Origin of the sequence: Paraburkholderia sp. RL17-368-BIF-A (assembly GCF_046054045.1) — a bacterium.
GTDB classification, from domain to species: Bacteria; Pseudomonadota; Gammaproteobacteria; order Burkholderiales; family Burkholderiaceae; genus Paraburkholderia; species Paraburkholderia graminis.
Genome location: NZ_JARESN010000023.1, coordinates 36,923 through 55,121, shown reverse-complemented (window position 1 = coordinate 55,121; position 18,199 = coordinate 36,923). Strand labels below are relative to the sequence as shown.

Below are 18,199 nucleotides of genomic sequence, written 5' to 3'. Positions count from 1 at the left end.
TCATTTGACGGTGTTGCCCCACAGCGCCTTGTCGTCGACATTCGACTTCGTGACGAGCGGCGCGGGCAACTGGTCTTCGAGGATGCCCGGCGCGAGCTGGATGATCGTGCTGCCGTGATCGGTCGGGCCCGGCTTGAAGGTCTGGCCGGCCAACGCCGCCTTGATGTAGTAGAGGCCGTACTTCGCGTACGAATCGGCGGGCTGCGACACGGTGGCGTCGATGTCACCGCGGCGGATCGCGTCGAATTCCTGCGGAATGCCGTCGTTGCTGACGATCACGACGTGCTTTGCGTCGCCGGCCGGAAACAGCATTTGCTTGCGACGCAGCGTTTGCAGCGTCGGCGACAGATACACGCCGCCCGCCTGCATGTAGATCGCCTTCACGTCGGGATTCGCGGTAAGCAGGCTGTCGAGTCCGGTAGCCGCCACGTCGCCCTTCCAGCTCGCCGGAATTTCCAGCAGCTTCAAACCGGGAAAGCCCTTCAGGCATGAGCGGAATGCCTCGGAGCGGTCGCGTCCGTTCACCGAACCGAGGTCGCCCATGATCTGCACGACCTTGCCCGACTTCACGTGTTCGCCGATGTACTTGCACGCCTTCTCGCCGTACGCGTGATTGTCGGCGCGCACGACCATCGCGATCTTGCCTTGCGTCGGTGCGACATCGACGGCGACGACCGGCACGTTGCGCGCCGTCGCGGCGTCGAGCGCGCGGCTGATCGCGGCGGAGTCGAGCGGGCCGACCACGATGCCCTTCGCACCCAGGTTCAACAGGTTGTTCATGTCGGTGATCTGCTGTACCGGATCGCCGTTCGAATTCACCGGCGCGAGGATGTCGATGCCCATCTCCTTCGCGTACTTCGGCAGATAGTTGTTATACGACTGCCAGAACGGCGACGTCAGCAGCGGCAGGCCGAGGCCGACCTTGCCTGCCTCGGCGGCCTGCGCAGCGCCGCCCAGACTCAAACCGGCGATGCACGCGGACGCGGCCACCGTGAAGAGCGACTGACGGAACGAACGGGAAAACGATTGGCGAGCCGGCTTCGGCTCTTTCGCGAACGACATGACTGTGTCTCCTGATATGCGTTGTTGAACTGCGTGAACCGGTCGTGGATGCCGGCACTTCGTCCTGCGCTTTCTTATGTGCATTGGCGACTCTGTGCGAATCTTGGCGTGCGCTCATTCACCAATGAACGTATTATTCATATACGGACTTTTCGAAGTCAAGCGAAGTGCACTGCACCAACCGTCCGTGTTTTCCCTGGACGCATCGGCGCGCACGGAGCGCGCTGCGGCACTTACACTCAAGCGCCACTTACTGAGAACAGCTCACGGAACTCGCTCACGATGGACGCAGAAGACAAGGACGATGCCGACCGTTATCGCGCGCCCGCGCTCGACAAGGGCCTCGACATCCTCGAGTTGCTGGCCGAGCAGAAGGAAGGGCTCACGCGCGCCGAGATCACGAAGCTGCTCGGGCGCAACGCGAGCGAGATGTATCGGATGCTCGAGCGCCTTGTCGCGCGGCAGTACGTGGTGCGCTCCACGGGCGGCGACCGCTATTCGCTTAGCCTGAAGCTGTATGCGCTGGCGCATCGTCATCCGCCGATGAACCGGCTCATCTCCGAGGCGTTGCCGCTGATGCAACGTTTCGCCGATGCCGCCGAACAATCGTGCCATCTGGCCGTGTACGACCGCGGCAATCTGCTCGTCATCGCGCAAGTGGATGGACCGGGCACGTGGGGCATGTCGGTGCGGCTCGGTTCGCGCGTCGGTTTGATCGACACGGGTTCGGGCCGCGTGATGCTCGCGTTCCAGACCGTCGAACAGCGCGCGCAGATGCTCGCCGAGCACACCAAGGTCAAGGGCGAAGTGACGATAGACCGCGAGGCGCTCGAAGCCGCGTGCGAGCGGATTCGAGCGGCCGGTTTTTCGCAGAAGGACAGCCAGCAGACGTTCGGCGTGACCGACGTCACATTCCCGGTTCTCGGCCCGTCCGGCCAGGCGATTGCGGCGCTCACCTGCCCGTATCTGAAGCGTATCGACGAATATGTCGCGCCCACGCTCGCGGCCGCAACGACGCTGCTGCGTGAAACGGTGCAGGCGCTTTCGATGTTTCGCGAGCAGACGGTTTGAGGTGTGGTGGAAGTGCAGTTGAGATGTGCGTGGCGCGTGGTTGATGGAATTCGCGGCGGCAAGTTTGATTAGAAGCGGGCCGCGTGCGCATATGGTTTAGAATGGCGGCCCTCTCAAAAAACGACGCCGCGTGAAGTCATTCGTGCGCATCCACCGATAAGCAATGGCGAAACTTCTGACCGACTCCGAATTCCAGCGTTTTTCCGAACTCCAGCAAAAGCAATCGAGCTTCACGATCACACCGGAAGAAGCCGACGAACTGCGCGACATCGTCGCTCATGCGCAGAAGCGCCGCGACGATCGCGCGGCGGCAATGCAGAGCATCGAGACTTTCATCCAGCAATTCGACATCAGCCCGGACGAGCTGTTTTCGCCGGAACAGATCGGCGAAGCGGCGCGTACCTATGGCCTGATTCCGGCCGCCAAGAAGGAGCGCGTGCTGCCGCCGTCGTTCACGTTCAACGGCAAGCCGTACCAATGGACGACGCGCGCGCTGCCGGACGACATTCGCGTACCGCTGTTCGATGCGTTCAAGGCGGGGCAGTCGGTGAAGTCGTTTATCGCGACGCCAAAAGATGCCAATCGTTGCGCGGCGACGATCGCGCGACTGGAGCGTGAAACCGGTGCGGTGTACGCGGATGCGTGGCTCGAAGAGCTGGCGGTGACGCGGGCGCAGGTTGATGAGGCGGCGGGGAAGTTGGGGGCGTGACACCTGCGCCAACGGCCCTGATTTAGAAGCAACGAGACGCTGCGGGCGTCGTTATTGCCGCCTTTCCTAGAAGGTCGCGGACACAGTGACCCAGGTCTGCTGTCGCGCAGTCTGAGCGAGCGGCCGGCCCGCACGCATCGCATAACTTAGCTGCGCGGCGACGCCCTTGCCGCCGTAGCTGGCGCCAATGCCGTAACCCTGCAGCCGCGCATAAGCGGCGGGCATTGGGCCGTCGGCGCGCGTTCGACCTCGCGCGTCGTCATAAAACACCTGCACAGATGCGCCTGGCAGCATACTTAGGGACTTGCTGGCGGCAATCGACAAGATCAGCCCGTCGTCGACCGAGGCCGCATTCTGGTCATAAGCGCGCACGGCAAGCGGACCGCCAAGCCCCATTCTTTCCTGACTGTCGAGACTGCGGCTGGCGTATTGGCCGCGCACTTGTATCGTCGCGCGGATGGTCGGTGTAATGGCCTGGACGTAAGCGAAAGATGGCTCGGCTTTGTAGAAGTCGAATCGCCGGCCGTTCAGCGCCGGCGCGCTACCTGAGTAGTCCGCCTCTCTCAGCTTTGACGTACCTCGGCTAAGCACTGCGCTGTATTGGATAACGTTTCGGCGCTCGCCGATTTCGCCCGCCGCGACACCTTCCGCGCGCACCGACGCAACGACACTGCGCTGATCCGTGCGGAGTATGTCGCCGAACCGCTCATCGCTCGAACGTTTGAAGTCTAAACCGGCGCCTACATCGAGACTGGCCGCGTCTGAACGGATCAACGGACTGCTGCCATAAATGCTGACGACGTTCGCCGCTCCCGTTCCCAGACCTGCGAAGATTCCACCGAGCCGGTAATCCACATGCGAGTACGCGACGCCGGCGCGGCTCGCTCCGAGACCCGTCAGCATGTCGTAGGAAATGCGGCCGAGGCGAGTTCGCCCGTCTTGTCCGCCGCGCATCTGCATGAAGCGCGGCGTGGCATAGACCGTCGCCTGCAACTGATCGCCTAGTCCTAACGGATTGTTGATGCCGCCGGTCAGCCCAACGCGGCGCCAGCCCGCTTGTCTCGAGCCGGCGTTGTCCATGACTGCCGCGCCGTAGAAGCGTTTTCCCGGCACCACGTCCACCGTGACGATCGTGCCACCCGGCTCCGTTCCCGCCGACAACGTCGACGCAGTCGAGTCAATGCCGGGGATACCTTCAACAAGACGCGTGTTGCGCTCAATGTCGCGCAAGGAAGGTGCTCCGTCATGGGTCGACTCAATGATTTCGCGCAGGCGGTCGGTGGCGACATCGGAGTGGTTTTCAACATTGACGGATTCAACGTGTCCGCGCGCGATCTCGAAGTGCACGATACCGACGGTCATTGTCTGCGGAGGGAGGATGACGCGTACGAGAGAATCGCCGCCGTGGTATAGCACGGTGGTAAGCGCATCGCGCAGCAACCGCAGCTGTGACAGCGTGACGTTACGCCCGCGCCACGGCGCGAGGAATTCATCGACGCGCTGTTGCTCCTCGTCAGACAGCGCACCGCCAAAGTCGAAACCGTACACGGGGAAAGTGAACTCGCCGCTGTCGGGTTTTGCTTCGTGCGAATTCGACGGCTCCCCAGGCATCGCTGGAACCATTCCGGGCTCAACTCCGACGCCTTGCTTAAGTTCAGGATTCTGCCGAAGCAAAGAACCGGCGTTCGTTGGCTCGTATGCATGAGCGGTAGCATGCCAGGCAGTCAAACCAAATAGCGGTAACCATGCGCCGCCAAGACTCTGGCGCAAATATCTGAATCGAACAGCGGCTTTCGGCATGAAGGATAGCCAAGCGCGTCGGCGACAGCTCATACGAGCGGCCGCGACGTCAGGAGGGGAAACGGGAAAATGGTGAAGCGACGCGGCAGCACGCAAAAAGACGAACAGAGGTGGTACACACCTCTGCGTCTCATTCTTGCGCGCTATTTCGCTTCATGAATAAAAGCCGCTGGCGCAACGAGCGTCACCTCGTCGCGCCAGCCGTAGTGCCTAGAGGTTCGCGGACTTCGGCAAGATGCGGATATTGCCGTCCTTGTTCGTTGTGTTGGCCGGCAGGTTGATTTCTTGCGCCGTCAGCTTTCCACCAAGGTGGGCAAAATTCGCGTCGACGGTGATCCGGTTTCCGGCCTGCACGGTACCCGTTTCAACATTGCGGCCACTCAGCGTAACGTTGTTGCCTGCCTTGGTACGCGAGAACCGACTCTGTGACAGGGAAGCGTCCGCGTGCAGCGCAACGTCGCCATTGCCGCTAACCACGTTACCCGTTTGCGAGAGCTGGCCGCCGGCCATTACCGCTATGCACGCCATGTCTGCGGGGCACGGCGGGTTGTACATTCTGGAATTGACCGAAATGTTGCCGTCCGCCTTCACGTTCCCAGTGAGCGTAACGTCGCCGCCGTCGATGTTAATGGTCTTGGCCTGGACATTCGCCAGGCGCAATGAACCGTTCGGGCGCCGCGGCCAGACCGGTAAGCGCGATTCGGACTTCAGGGTAACGCCGGTTCCAGCAGACGTGTTGACGCCGTCGGCCTGGACGAGATTCGCGCCGGAAATCATGTTAACCGAGCCCGTGGTCGCCATCACATTGGCGCGTTGATGCATATCGCCCGTGTAGGTTTGAGCGTACACACTGTCGAGAGCGCGAATCGGCGCATTCACGTTGACATCAGCCCCGTCCAGATACACGGACCTCGCGTTGATGCGGCCATTCGTCGTAACGACGCCGCTGGCGTCAGGCACAGTCATGTTGTCGCCGTAGTAGGCTGCGGACCCGATGTTGACATCGCCACCAGCGTTGATCAGACCGTTCATATCCACGCGACCGCCGTCAGAGTGAACCTGTACGGAGCCGCCGGTCTTCAAGGTTGCCCCGGCGCCGACGGTCACTTCACGGCTTGAAGGTGCGGGAGATACTGCCCGGGGAGCGGCGGACGAATCGAACATCTGATAGAAAGCTGGCGCCACATTTCCCCTGACGGCCGAGGACGTGATCGAGATACCGCTGTCAGCCGTCATTTGACCGTTCGCGCTGATCTTGCCACCGTCGCGCGAGGCAAGCTGGACAGTGCCGCCTTGACCCGCCGACGCACTGGTTGCCTCGATCTGGCCGTTGTTCTGAATCACAGTGCCGAGCACCGCGCCAGTGGCCGCAGCGGACAGCGTGGCGTTGCCGCCCTTGGCGACGATCACACCGTAATTGGCGGCCAATGCCTGCTCCGCCTGCCGACCCACCTGGACTGAAAAGCCCGAGTCGTTGATGGCCATCGCCACGCCATTGGCAGCGCCGAGCGCGACGTCTTTAGCGCGAATCGACCCGTTGTTAACAACCTGAGGCCCGAGCAACGCCACGGATTCCTGCGCGGTCAGTTGACCGTTGTTCGTTACCTTGCCTTCTCCGCCGCCGGCAGAAAAATTAAGGTAGCGCTTATTCTGGACGAGCTTGCCGCCTTCCATGAATTGCTGGTCGTTCATATCCAGCGTGGACGCCACCAGGCTTCCGACATTGACCTTGGCGCCGTTGCCGAACACGACGCCCGCCGGATTCACCACGAACACCCTGCCGTTCGCCTTCAGCACACCGTCAATCTGTGTAGGACTTGCCGTGGTCACACGGTTCAGCAGCGCTGAACTCGTGCCCGGCTGATTGACGACCACCGACTGGTCCTGACCGATATTAAAGTTCTTCCAGTTGACGATCATCTTGTCGCTTGACTGCGAAATCGTCGTTTTGTTCGCCTGCGTTTTGATCGTGCCCGCGCCTGCGGCCACCATTCCGCCTTCGACGGCCCATGCTGTGCTGCTGCAGCCCAAGGCCGCCGCCAGCATGGCGGGAAGAACGGCGAAGCGATAATTCGGCTCTGTGACGCGCCCGCTTGTCTCGCGGGTAATTTTCTTAGTCATCTGTCAACCTGTTAAGACAGCTAAATAAAATCGTCATGCGAGCAAGCGTATAGAGCACGCGCGACGACACTCGAAAGGAAGCGTAATTAAGTCGTAATATTCTATTCACGCTTCTGTTGGGATGCTTGACGAAATCTCTGAACGTCCCGCTGGCTTGTCAGCGTGCAGTTGTCTGTTTGGCTGGGTCAATGTGCGTCAAGCATCACTGCGGCGTCAGTAGAAAGTCGGCGAACGGATAACGATCCTTCAATGGCGCACATGCCGCTGACATCGCTAACCCTGCTTATCCCCCCCCTCATCCAGCGCCATCCGAAACCCCACCACGCCCGGATCTTCCGTCGGCGTCATCGTGAAGCCGCTCGCTCTCGCGAGCGCGATCATCGCGGTGTTCTCGCGCAGCGCCTCGCCCACCAGCCAATGCGTGCCGCGTGCCCGCGCATACCGGATGATCCGGTCCGTCAGCAACCGCCCGAGCCGTCGCCCCTTCTGATCCGAGCGGATCGCCACCGCAAACTCGGCCGTTTCGTTATCGGGATCGGCAACCGCGCGCACCACGCCGAGCGTGCGCGAAGCGCCGGCTTCGTCCCGCACGGTCGCGATCAGCGCCATTTCGCGGTCGTAGTCGATCTGCGTCATGCGCGCGAGCTGCGAATGATCGAAGCTGCCGACCGCGCCGAAGAACCGCAAGCGCAAATCCTCAGGCGTCATCGCTTCGACGAAATCGTGATGCGCGGCCTCGTCTTCCGGGCGAATCGGCCGCACGGTCACACGCAGACCTTCCCAGTCGAGCGTCTCTTCGAAACGGCGCGGATACGGCACGATCGCAAGCCGGCTGCGTTTCGCCGCAATGCTGACGATCGGCTCAAGCACCGCGACGTGATCGTCGTACACATTGAGCGTCAACGACAATCCGACGATCTCCTTCACATCGCACACCGCGTGCGACAGCGCCGTGAGCGCAGCGAGCGCCGGCTCGGGCGCGACGAGCCGCGCATAAGGCGACCGCGTGACGATGTCGCGCGCGAGAACCGGGTTCAGCGGCGGCAGGCCGTACACGCGCAACGGCTCGGAGACGCCATCGGCGGATGGCGCGGTGAAGCGGAACACCGGGCCAAAGTTATCGTCATCGTGAAGCGCGACCGCGATGCCGACTATCGGCTTGGCCTCATGCGCGCCGCCCGCTTCGTTTTCGACCCGAAGCCCGAACCGCTCCAATAGGCCCGCCGCGGCTTCGCCGGTTAGTTGGTGCTCACCTGCCGCGAGCGCCGCGCAAACCTGCGCTTGCGCGGCGTCGATTGCGTCGGGGACTTCGGCAGGCAAACCCTCCGGCGTCTGCATCAGCAATTCGCGCCCCATCCGATAATCGACGAGACGTGCGAACGCGCGGGCGAGCCGCTGCGGCGTCGTGTGAACCGGAATGCCTTGCGCGTGCAACGCATCGCGCGTAGCCGCGTCCACACCGCCAAAGAAACAGGCGAGCAGACCGCGATAGGCGAACCGTTGATTCGCGATCAATGCCTGCGCGACCTCGTCGACCGGCGCGCTATGCGTCGATGCATGCACGACGAAAGCTGTGCCGGTGCCGCGATGTTGCGCCAGCAGCTTTAGCGCGGTGCCGAAATGCTCGGGACGCGCGTCGTCGCCGAGTTGCAGCGGATTGCCGCCGATCACGTTCGGCAACGCTTGCTGCAATGCCTGCGATGCTTCCTCCGGCCACGGCGCGAGCGTATCGCCGGCGGCGGCGAAGGCGTCGCAGGCCAATGTTGCGAGGCCGCGGTCGCTCGTAATCAGCGTCGCCGTCGCGCCCGCCGCGACGCGGCCCACGCCGAGCGTCTCGATTTCGTCGAGCAAATCGTCGAGTGCATCCACGCGGACCATGCCCGCGCGGCGGAAGGCAGCGGTGTAAAGCGCGTCCGCCGGATCGGCGCGGCCCGAACGCAGCGCGAGCACCGGCTTGTTGCGCGCCGCGGCGCGAGCCGCCGACATGAACTTGCGCGCCGCCCGCACGCTGTCGAGTTCGAGCAGAATCGCGCGCGTGCCGGGATCGCTCGCCAGATAGTCGAGGACGTCGCCCGCGTCGACGTCGGCCTCGCCGCCCAGCGCGACCGCGTGCGAAAAACCGAGGCCGCGCGCGTGCGCCCAGCCGAGCACGGCATTGGTCAGCGCGTTCGATTGCGACACCCACGCGACGCCGCCCGCCTTCACCGTGCACGACGGCGCGCCGAAATGCGCGCGCAGCGCCGGCGACACGACGCCGAGACTACCCGGCCCGACGATCCGCAGCAGATGCGGCCGCGCCGCCGAAAGCGCATGCCGCAACGCGAGCCGGTCGTCATCGCAGCGTGCTTCGCCGACGATAATCGCCGCGCGCGTGCCCAAGCCGCCGAGCTTGTGAATGATCGAAGGCCAAGTCGCGGGCGGCGTGCAGATCAGCGCGACGGTCGGCGCTTGAGGCAAGTCGCCGGCATCGGCGATCACGGCGTGGCCGTTGAGCGTGTGGTACTTCGGATTGACGGGCCACAGCGGGCCGTCGAAGCCGCCTTCCAGGAGCCGCGCCCACACCATCGCGCCGGTGCTGCCCGGCCGCTCGGAAGCGCCGATCACGGCGACGGATTTCGGTCGGAACAACGCGTCGAGATTGCGAACGGTCACAGGCGCTCCGCAGATGAAAGGGCGCGCCGCTCGGGCGTCGACGCGCGCGTCTTCGTCAGGATAGGCGAAGTGGAGCGATCGCGCGGCGCTTCTCGAACGCAAGCCTTGGCCGCCGTCAATCGACGCTTGATTAACGCGACCGCGCGCCCGGATTTTTTTAGCGTGCGCAGGCAAAATATCGCGCTTCAGTGCGACAATCGCAGACGATCCGCGCGCCTTCCCATCGGCCGCACTGCCCCCGGATGTCAAAGAATCAGAAGGTGATGTATGCGACGCTTGCCATCGCTCATCGCGCTGCGCTTTTTCGAGGAAACCGCGCGCCACATGAGCTTTAACCGCGCGGCGAGCGCACTGTGCGTGACGCAAGGCGCCGTCAGCCGGCAGATCAAGCTGCTCGAGGAATCGCTCGGCGCGAAGCTGTTCGAGCGCGACCACAAGGGCATCCGCCTGACGCCGGTGGGCGTGCAGTTTCTGCCTTGCCTGTCCGACGCATTCGATACGATCGAGCGCGGCTTCCGTCAGATCACCGCGGCCAAGGGCCGGCGCCGTCTCGTGGTTGCCGTGCCGCCCACGTTCGCGACGCAGTGGTTCTCGCCGCGGCTCGGTTCGCTGGCCGACGAAATGCCCGACGTCGAATTGTCGATCCGCACCGAGCCCACCACGGACTGTCATTGCAACATCCGCTTTGGCCGGCACGCGCTGGCCGATACGCATTCCGAACTGCTGATGACCGAGCGCCATGTGCTCGTGGGTGCGCCGAGGTTGCTCGGCGAGCCGCTCGACAGGCTGCTTGAACACATGCCCGCGCTGCATGTGCTGCACAACGACGCAAGGCTCGACCTATGGCCGAACTGGCTGGCCACGGCGGGGCTGCCCGCGCGTTACGCGGAAAACGGCATTGAATTCTCGACGCTCGAACAGGCGATTCGCGCGGCGCGCAAGGGCGCGGGACTGGCTATCGTCGACAGGAACATGATCGTCGAGGAACTCGCGGACGGCAGTCTTGCACGCTTCTCGGACGTTGAAGTGGCCGGCCCGTTCGGCTATTGGCTCGACGTCGCGCCGCAGCACGCCGCGCTTGAATACGTGCAGGCGTTTGCGGCCTGGCTGCGGGAAGAAGTGTTGAAGATGGGCTGATGGAGCCGTGTCCGGCGGCAGCGCCTATGCAGGCAATGAGCCCGCAATCGAATGGAAAAAGCCGCGTGGGCATGACTGCACCACGCGGCTTTTTGTTGTTGCGTAAGTTTGTTACGTAAGCCGCTGTGAGCTCGCGGCCCGCCTGCGTTACATCGCCTTCTTGAACGGCGCGCCCGAATGCTCGCGCAACTCGTTGAACACGATCTTCGGCCACGCCTTTTGCGCGACTTCGATTTCCGAGACATGCGAAGCGAGATACGTCGGTGCGTCGGATGCGTCGAGCGCGATCCGCGCCGCGTATGAATCGGTGAAGCGACGCAGTTCGGCGGGATCGTCGCAAGTGACCCAGCGCGACATGCGGTAGCGCGCGGGCGCCATGCGCACATCGACCTTGTACTCAGTCGACAGCCGATGCGACACCACTTCGAACTGCAGTTGACCAACCGCGCCCAGGATCATCAAGCCGCCCACTTCCGGACGGAACACCTGGATCGCGCCTTCCTCGCCGAGTTGCTTCAACGCTTCGCCAAGCTGCTTGGCGCGCATCGGATCGACCACTTCGACGGTCTGAAAAATTTCCGGCGCGAAGAACGGCAGCCCGACGAATTGCAGCGCTTCGCCTTCGGTCAACGTATCGCCGAGACTCAGCGTGCCGTGATTCGGAATACCGATGATGTCGCCCGGATACGCCTCGCTCACGGTCTCGCGCCGCTGCGACAGAAACGTCACCACGTTATTCGCGCGGAATGTCTTGTTGGAACGCGTCACCTTCACGGCCATGCCGCGCTCGAAACGCCCCGAACACACGCGGATGAACGCCACGCGGTCGCGGTGCGCCAGGTCCATGTTCGCCTGCACCTTGAACACGACGCCGGTGAACTTCGGCTCGTCGGGCATCACCGGACGCTGCACGGTCATGCGCATCGACGGCGGCGGCGCCAGGTCGACGAGCGCGTCGAGAATTTCCTTCACGCCGAAGTTGTTGATCGCGGAGCCGAACAGCACCGGCGACTGCTGACCGGCAAGAAACTGCTCGCGGTCGAAATCGGGCGTGGCGCCGGTAATCAGATCGATCTCTTCCTTCGCCTTCACCCAGCTTTGGCCGAAGCGGCGTTCGCCTTCCTCGCTGCTCAGCGCTTGCAGCGTTTCGACGTCGCCGCCCGCCTTATCTTGCCCGGCGCGGAACACGCGAACCTGATCGCGCTGAATATCGTAGACGCCCTGGAATTCCTTGCCCATGCCGATCGGCCACGTGAACGGCACCGCCGCCACGCCCAGATGCTGTTCGATTTCGTCGAGCAGGTCGAGCGGCTCGCGCACTTCACGGTCGAGCTTGTTGATGAACGTGACGATCGGCGTCTTGCGGCTGCGGCAGACTTCGAGCAGCTTGAGCGTTTGCGCTTCGACGCCGTTCGCGCCGTCGATCACCATCACCGCGGCATCGACCGCGGTCAGCACGCGGTACGTGTCTTCGGAGAAGTCTTCGTGGCCCGGCGTGTCGAGCAGGTTGATCACCGCGTCGCCGTACTCGAACTGCATCACCGAGCTGGCCACGGAAATGCCGCGCTGCTTTTCGATCTCCATCCAGTCGGATGTCGCGTAGCGATTGCTCTTGCGACCCTTCACGGTGCCGGCGATCTGAATCGCGCCCGAGAACAGCAGCAGTTTTTCGGTCAGCGTGGTCTTACCCGCGTCCGGGTGGGAAATAACCGCGAAGGTGCGGCGGCGTTTGAGTTCGGAGACTGACATCGGGTCTGGCGGTCACGGATAGGGGTTCGGCGGTCTTCGGAAGCGGCTGGCTTCCGGGCTGCCGCGCGTGGCGCGGCGGCGTCGAGCTGCGGGAGTCGGGTCGGGAACCCGCATCACTATGGCAACCGGGCCGCGTCGGAAAACAGGTCGGGAACGAGCGTTCGACAATACGGATAATCGCCAGCGCAGAACAGCGCAGGGAACGAATGATACACGCCGGGACGCCGGACGTGGGAAAGCCGCCCGCGAGGGGCGGCTGTCTGGGGAGGGGGATTGCGGAGGCGGAGAGTGCGTTAGGTCGTTGCAGTGGTCCGCGGGCGGTCGGGCCTTCGTGCCGTAGTGGTCGCCGTGGCGAGCGGAACTTGGCGCCGGCCGCCGGGCAATTCGCGCGGCTCGCGGTTCGCGGTTCGCGGTTCGCGGCGCCCGGCGCCCGGCTTCCGAGTTCCGGCCCCCGCTCCCGGCAAATACGCCCTACCCGCCGCTCGCCTGGTTCAACGTCAAATGCTTCGTTTCAGGCGCCCACGCAATCGACACAACCATGCCGACGAGCAGCACCGCCGCCAGCACCATCATCGTGACGTGAAACCCGAAGCCGGCAATGCCGAGCGGCAGCAGGAACGTACCCACCGCCGAGCCCAGCCGGCTGCACGCAATCGCGAGACCGACGCCGCACGCGCGCACTTCGGTCGGAAAGCACTCCGGCGGGAACACGCCGACGAGATTCGAGAACGCCGACATGGTCAGCGTGAAAATGCCGAACGCGACGATCATCGCGAGCGTCGCCGATTCCGGCAGCACGCTCAACGCGATCAGAGACACGCACGTCACCGCAAACGAGCCGATCAGGAAGAGTCGCCGCGACAGCTTGATGGTCAGCCAGATCCCAATCAGTGCGCCAAGCACGAGAAAGCCGTTCAGCAGCAGATCCGCGCCGGAATCGTTGTTCAGGTGAATCGCTTTCAGGATGGTCGGCAGGAACGTGTAAATCGCGAAGTACGGAATGACGAGACACACGAAAAACGCGCAGTTGAAAATCGTCCGGCGAATCAGGTCTTTTTCGAAGAGACGCATGAACCCGCTAGCCGTTTGCGCGTGTTCGTCGTGCACGCCGTCGAGCGTCACGTTTTCGCCGAAGTGCTTCAGCACGACCGACTTCGCCTCCGCAACGCGGCCCTTGCCGAGCAGCCAGCGCGGCGACTCCGGCGTGCCCATGCGCGCGACCAGCACGATCACCGCAGGAATTCCCGCCGAGGCGAGCAGCCAGCGCCACGCATCGGGCGACGCATCGGCGTAATGCATGCCCAGCACGTTTGCGACCACATAGCCGACGGTCCATATCACGCTGAACGATCCAAGCAATGTTCCGCGATGCTTGCGCGGCGAGAATTCCGCGAGAATCGCATGTCCGACGGCGAAGTCGCCGCCCATGCCGAAGCCGATCAGCACGCGCAGCAAGCACAGTTCGAAAGGCGAGTGCACGTAGAACTGCGCGAACGCAGCCACGGTGATGATGACAAAGCTCATCAGGAAAATCTTCTGCCGGCCAAGCCGGTCCGAGAGCCAGCCGAACACGAGGCTGCCGAGAAAAATGCCCATCAACGCCGAGCTGCCGATCATGCCCATCCAGAAGGCGTCGATCGGCATCTGACGATTCATCGCGGCGAGCGCGTAGCCGATGGTGCCGAGCGCGAAGCCCTCGGTGAAGTGCGCGCCGAACGTGAGGCCCGCAATCTTGACGTGAAACGCGTTCAGCGGCACGTCGTCGATGGAAACGGCGCGCGTCGCGGACGACGCCGCCGCGGGGAACGCAGGCGCGAGGCCGAGCGCGCTTGCCTGGATATCCTGATTATTCATCTTGTCTCCTGTGTTTGTTCTGAGCGGCGGATGCCGCGTAACGACATCCGCCAACGGTCCAACGATCAGCGCCCCAAGCCGCCCATCATCATGTACTTAAGCTCGGTGTATTCATTGAGTCCGTACTTCGACCCTTCGCGGCCAAGGCCCGATTGCTTCACGCCGCCAAACGGCGCGACTTCGGTGGACAGAATCCCTTCGTTGATGCCGACCATGCCGCTTTCGAGCGCCTCGCCGACACGCCACGCGCGCGCCAGATCGCGCGTGTACAGATAGGCCGAGAGTCCGAACGGCGTTGCGTTGGCAGCGGTAACGGCTTCGTCTTCGGTCTTGAAGCGAAAGCACGCGGCGACCGGCCCGAAGGTTTCTTCTTGCGCGATCAGCATCGAACTCGATGCATCGACGAGAACCGTCGGCTCATAAAAGGTGCCGCCCAGCGCGTGCCGCTTGCCGCCGGTCAACACCTTGGCGCCTTTCTGCAATGCGTCGGCGACGTGCGCTTCGACCTTGCTCAACGCAGCCTGATTGATCAGCGGACCCTGTTCGACGTCGCCTTGCAACGCGTCGCCCACGCGCATCTTGCGCGCGGCCTGTGCGAGTGCCTGCGTGAACGCGTCGTAGACGCCGTCCTGCACATAGAAGCGATTGACGCACACGCAGGTTTGCCCGGTGTTGCGAAACTTTGAAGCCATCGCGCCTTGCACGGCGGCGTCGATGTCCGCATCGTCGAAAACGATGAACGGCGCATTGCCGCCAAGCTCGAGCGAGAGCTTTTTCAACGTATCCGCCGACTGCTTCGCGAGCAATTTGCCCACGCGCGTCGAGCCGGTGAACGACAGCTTGCGCACCACGTCGGATTCGGTGAGCGCGCCGCCGATCGCGACGGCATCGCCGGAAACGATGTTGAACACGCCCGGCGGAATGCCCGCTTTGGCGGCCAGCACGGCCAGCGCAAGCGCGGACAAGGGCGTTTCTTCCGATGGCTTGAGCACCATCGTGCAACCGGCCGCGAGCGCGGGACCGGCCTTGCGCGTGATCATCGCGAGCGGGAAATTCCACGGCGTGATGGCCGCGACGACGCCTACGGGTTCGCGCGTCACGATGATCTTCGCGTTCGGATTCGGGCTCGGAATCACGTCGCCATAGGCGCGCTTCGCTTCCTCCGCGAACCATTCGAAAAAGCTCGCCGCATAGCCGACTTCGCCGCGCGCTTCCGCAAGCGGCTTGCCTTGTTCGCGCGTCAACAGCTCGGCCAGCGCATCGCGATGCTCGAGCATCAACTCGCCCCAACGCCTGACGCGCGCGCCACGCTCTTTCGCGGTCAACAAGCGCCACGCGGAAAGCGCGCGCTCGGCGGCGGCAATGGCTTGCGCCGTCTCCGCCGCGCCGCCCTTCGCGACTTGCGCGATCACTTCGCCTGTCGCGGGATTGCGGACGGGATAGGTCTCCGCGCTTTCACACCACTCGCCGCCGATGTAATGTCCGGTTCGAAGAAGTTCGCTCATGCCGCTTTCTCCAGGTTTTCGACGAACGCGCCTTGCGCAAGCCGCGGCTCGCGCGCAATGCGCTTGCCGGCGGTGTAATCGTTGATCAGATCGCACGGTGTGTAATTGCGTTCGAGTTCGAACAGCTCGTCGTCGGAGAGCGTCGTGCCGAGCGCGGCGAGCGCGCTGTCGAACTGCGCCGGCGTATCGGCGCCGACCAGCATGCTCGCTACGCCTTCGTGGTTGAGCACCCATGCCTGCGCGATCTGCGCCGCGGACACGCCGCGCCGCGCGGCGACGCGAGCGACCGACGCCGCGATTTCGCGCGAGACGTTATCGCCGTACATTTGCGCGGTGAAGAAGTCGGTCTGATTGCGCGTCGAGTTGGCGTCGCTCGTCAACAGGCCGCGCGCGAGCGGACTGAACACCGACACGCCGACGCCCTGATCCTGGCAATACGGGATCATCTCGCGCTCTTCTTCGCGATACGCCAGATTCAACTGCAACTGCATGTTGATCGGCTTATGCCAGCTGTTGCGCTCGCAGACCTGCATGATCTTCGCGAACTGCCACGTGTACATGGTCGATACGCCGATATAGCGCGCCTTGCCCGCGCGAACGATATCGTTCAGCGCACTCATGGTTTCCTCGACCGGCGTGGTCACGTCGAAGAAATGCAGCATGTAGATGTCCACGTAGTCCATGCCGAGGCGCGCGAGCGAGCCGTCGATGCCGTCCATGATGTGCTTGCGCGAATGGCCGCCGGCGTTCTGATAGACGCCCATGTCGTAGCCGACCTTCGTCGTCACGACGATTTCCTCGCGGCGCGCGAGGCGTTTCAGAATGCGGCCCACGACTTCTTCGCCGACGCCTGTCGAATAGAAATCGGCGAGGTCGATGAAATTGACGCCGGCTTCGAGCGCGTGTCGAACGATGGGCTCGCTGCGCGCTTCGTCGAAAATCCAGGGCTTCCACTGCGGCGTGCCCATGTTCATCGTGCCGAGGCACAAGCGCGAAACCTTCAGGCCGGATTGGCCGAGGCGAATGTATTCCATGAAACCTGTCTCCTTGTAGTTCGGATGCGGCGCGTGCGGTCGGCGCCGCGCTCCGCGTGTGGTCAGCGTTGTTTCGGCGTGTAGAAGGGATTCGAGACGTCGCGCGCGGCCGCGAACACTTCGTCGCGATGCGGCAGGCCTTTCATCGCCGCGACAATGGCGTTCCTGCACGCGCGGTAGTTGTTTTCGAAGACGGCGTCGAGGTCGTCGGTGGCCGGATTGACCCAGTTCGCCGACACGACCACCCAGTCGTTCTCCGCTTCGGCCGGGAGCGTGCCGTTCTCGAGCGACTCGGCCACTGCCTTCGCGATGCCCGCCTGCGACGCGCCCCACGTCGCGTTGCCGTGAAACTCGCTGCCGATCTGCGCCTTGTTCACGTAGAGCGTCAACGGCTTGGTCGGCACGCCCGGCCGCGCGATGACGACGAACGGCGCGTGACCCGCCGAAGGCGTCGCCAGCGCCGTCGCGAACGCTTGCCCTGCGGGACCGTTGCGCGGGCCGACCAGCACGTTGATATGCGCGAGGTTCACGCCCGGCCCTTCGAATCCTTCGCCGATAAAGAGTTGTTTGTCCGCCGATACGCTCATGGTCTTTCCGTCGAGTTAAGTGGATGACCGATTGTGGCGTTCGGCGTCCGCGACCATGTATCGATGAGTTTTGATCCGGGGTATGAGGCGAACTCAACTCCGGGTTTGTCCCGACGAATGCGGACGAACGTTACGACGCATCGCGTTGCCGGTGACGACGCGCGCAAAGGTGAGGGTTTTCGGGACTAGCAGCGACGAGGCGTGGAGGACAGCGAAAGGTGAGCATCCGCGAAGTGCTTATTGCACCGACGATACCGCGCGAGCCGCGCACCGACGCCTATCCGTGAAAGACCGACGGACGCAGCGGGAGCTTCGCCGGATTCTTCGCACAGCCTGGGAATGCCCGCCAGCAAAGGCTGGCGCGGGTTTTCGGCGCGTCGGTGACACCCGATGCTTGCGCCGGGCTCACCTCGCGGCCGGTGCGCGCCGCAGAGAAACCAGGCTCACCGAAGCAATGCCGCCAGGTGCAAGCCGCCGGTTTCTATTCACCAGTCGAATCGGGAATTTGAAGCAAAGGTGAGCGTTTTCGGGACTTGTGCAGCGGTGCGAAAAAAGCCGCGGGCATCGTCACCTGAGAGTGATGGATGGCGCAATCGCGCCCTACGCGTCGATCAGATAACGATCGCGATTCTTGCCCGCAAGCCAACCCGGCGAACGGCCACGCCCGCTCCACGTCTCGCCGGTTTTCGGGTTGCGATACTTGGCGACCGCAGCGCCTTTGCTCGCCGCCGTACGAGTTTTCGCGAAGCCGAGTTCCTCGGCCGTCAGGTCGTACTCGGCAATCTTCTGCTTGATGTCGGCGATCGCCTGCGCGATCTCCTTTTCGCGAGCCGCCGCAACTTCCTTGTGAAGCTTTTCGAGCTGAGCGGTCAACTGCTTGTAAGAGGCCATGACGAAATGCTCCCATTGATTGTGGCG

The 18,199-nt window shown here is 63.4% G+C and carries 13 protein-coding genes; 3 read left to right on the top strand and 10 right to left on the bottom strand.

Annotated elements, in window-relative coordinates; genetic code table 11:
- Nucleotides 1-1,062 carry a sugar ABC transporter substrate-binding protein gene (locus P0D87_RS28305; RefSeq protein ID WP_006047517.1) on the bottom strand — a complete coding sequence of 354 codons (1,062 nt, stop codon included), beginning with the start codon at nt 1,060-1,062 and terminating at the stop codon, nt 1-3.
- Between the two features lie 282 nt (nt 1,063-1,344).
- Between P0D87_RS28305 and P0D87_RS28300 the strand changes: the two genes are divergently transcribed.
- Nucleotides 1,345-2,133 carry an IclR family transcriptional regulator gene (locus tag P0D87_RS28300; protein WP_006047516.1) on the top strand — a complete coding sequence of 263 codons (789 nt, stop codon included), beginning with the start codon at nt 1,345-1,347 and terminating at the stop codon, nt 2,131-2,133.
- 163 nt (nt 2,134-2,296) lie between these two features.
- A complete protein-coding gene (locus P0D87_RS28295) occupies nt 2,297-2,842 on the top strand; it encodes a hypothetical protein (RefSeq protein ID WP_053859735.1) in 546 nt (181 codons plus the stop codon).
- A 66-nt stretch (nt 2,843-2,908) separates the two neighbouring features.
- Here the strand turns inward: P0D87_RS28295 and P0D87_RS28290 are convergent, their stop codons facing one another.
- From P0D87_RS28290 to P0D87_RS28280, 3 genes are all read right to left on the bottom strand, one after another.
- Nucleotides 2,909-4,642: a ShlB/FhaC/HecB family hemolysin secretion/activation protein gene (locus P0D87_RS28290; RefSeq protein WP_321175879.1), complete on the bottom strand. Its 1,734-nt coding sequence runs from the start codon at nt 4,640-4,642 to the stop codon at nt 2,909-2,911.
- 210 nt (nt 4,643-4,852) lie between these two features.
- On the bottom strand, nt 4,853-6,763 hold the full coding sequence (locus tag P0D87_RS28285; RefSeq protein ID WP_053859737.1) for a two-partner secretion domain-containing protein: 1,911 nt from the start codon (nt 6,761-6,763) through the stop codon (nt 4,853-4,855).
- A gap of 273 nt (nt 6,764-7,036) precedes the next feature.
- Entirely contained in the window at nt 7,037-9,415 is a 2,379-nt protein-coding gene (locus tag P0D87_RS28280; protein ID WP_053860784.1) for a bifunctional acetate--CoA ligase family protein/GNAT family N-acetyltransferase, read from the bottom strand.
- 267 nt (nt 9,416-9,682) lie between these two features.
- Here P0D87_RS28280 and P0D87_RS28275 point away from each other — a divergent pair, with 267 nt between their 5' ends.
- The gene (locus P0D87_RS28275) at nt 9,683-10,552 is read left to right on the top strand and encodes a LysR substrate-binding domain-containing protein (protein WP_029967355.1); all 870 of its coding nucleotides are present in this window, start codon (nt 9,683-9,685) and stop codon (nt 10,550-10,552) included.
- Between the two features lie 147 nt (nt 10,553-10,699).
- Here the strand turns inward: P0D87_RS28275 and P0D87_RS28270 are convergent, their stop codons facing one another.
- The 6 genes from P0D87_RS28270 to P0D87_RS28245 all read right to left on the bottom strand — a co-directional run bounded on the left by P0D87_RS28270 (nt 10,700) and on the right by P0D87_RS28245 (nt 18,172).
- Nucleotides 10,700-12,301 (bottom strand): peptide chain release factor 3, encoded by a 1,602-nt coding sequence (locus P0D87_RS28270; protein WP_006047510.1) that lies wholly within the window; start codon nt 12,299-12,301, stop codon nt 10,700-10,702.
- A 471-nt stretch (nt 12,302-12,772) separates the two neighbouring features.
- Complete coding sequence (locus P0D87_RS28265; RefSeq protein WP_053859738.1) at nt 12,773-14,155, bottom strand: MFS transporter; 1,383 nt, start codon at nt 14,153-14,155, stop codon at nt 12,773-12,775.
- A gap of 65 nt (nt 14,156-14,220) precedes the next feature.
- Entirely contained in the window at nt 14,221-15,660 is a 1,440-nt protein-coding gene (locus P0D87_RS28260; RefSeq protein WP_053859739.1) for an NAD-dependent succinate-semialdehyde dehydrogenase, read from the bottom strand.
- Complete coding sequence (locus P0D87_RS28255; protein WP_053859740.1) at nt 15,657-16,694, bottom strand: aldo/keto reductase; 1,038 nt, start codon at nt 16,692-16,694, stop codon at nt 15,657-15,659. Before P0D87_RS28255 ends, P0D87_RS28260 begins: the two co-directional genes overlap by 4 nt.
- A gap of 62 nt (nt 16,695-16,756) precedes the next feature.
- Nucleotides 16,757-17,281 (bottom strand): formaldehyde-activating enzyme, encoded by a 525-nt coding sequence (gene fae / locus P0D87_RS28250; RefSeq protein WP_006047506.1) that lies wholly within the window; start codon nt 17,279-17,281, stop codon nt 16,757-16,759.
- A gap of 600 nt (nt 17,282-17,881) precedes the next feature.
- A complete protein-coding gene (locus tag P0D87_RS28245) occupies nt 17,882-18,172 on the bottom strand; it encodes an H-NS histone family protein (RefSeq protein ID WP_006047505.1) in 291 nt (96 codons plus the stop codon).
- Nucleotides 18,173-18,199 lie beyond the last annotated feature (27 nt).

Excerpts from the sequence above, each read along its gene's own strand:
- P0D87_RS28305 (WP_006047517.1), bottom strand. The coding sequence starts at position 1,062 with ATGTCGTTCGCGAAAGAGCCGAAGCCGGCTCGCCAATCGTTTTCCCGT.
- P0D87_RS28300 (WP_006047516.1), top strand. The coding sequence starts at position 1,345 with ATGGACGCAGAAGACAAGGACGATGCCGACCGTTATCGCGCGCCCGCG.
- P0D87_RS28295 (WP_053859735.1), top strand. The coding sequence starts at position 2,297 with ATGGCGAAACTTCTGACCGACTCCGAATTCCAGCGTTTTTCCGAACTC.
- P0D87_RS28290 (WP_321175879.1), bottom strand. The coding sequence starts at position 4,642 with ATGCCGAAAGCCGCTGTTCGATTCAGATATTTGCGCCAGAGTCTTGGC.
- P0D87_RS28285 (WP_053859737.1), bottom strand. The coding sequence starts at position 6,763 with ATGACTAAGAAAATTACCCGCGAGACAAGCGGGCGCGTCACAGAGCCG.
- P0D87_RS28275 (WP_029967355.1), top strand. The coding sequence starts at position 9,683 with ATGCGACGCTTGCCATCGCTCATCGCGCTGCGCTTTTTCGAGGAAACC.
- P0D87_RS28270 (WP_006047510.1), bottom strand. The coding sequence starts at position 12,301 with ATGTCAGTCTCCGAACTCAAACGCCGCCGCACCTTCGCGGTTATTTCC.
- P0D87_RS28265 (WP_053859738.1), bottom strand. The coding sequence starts at position 14,155 with ATGAATAATCAGGATATCCAGGCAAGCGCGCTCGGCCTCGCGCCTGCG.
- P0D87_RS28260 (WP_053859739.1), bottom strand. The coding sequence starts at position 15,660 with ATGAGCGAACTTCTTCGAACCGGACATTACATCGGCGGCGAGTGGTGT.
- P0D87_RS28255 (WP_053859740.1), bottom strand. The coding sequence starts at position 16,694 with ATGGAATACATTCGCCTCGGCCAATCCGGCCTGAAGGTTTCGCGCTTG.
- fae (WP_006047506.1), bottom strand. The coding sequence starts at position 17,281 with ATGAGCGTATCGGCGGACAAACAACTCTTTATCGGCGAAGGATTCGAA.
- P0D87_RS28245 (WP_006047505.1), bottom strand. The coding sequence starts at position 18,172 with ATGGCCTCTTACAAGCAGTTGACCGCTCAGCTCGAAAAGCTTCACAAG.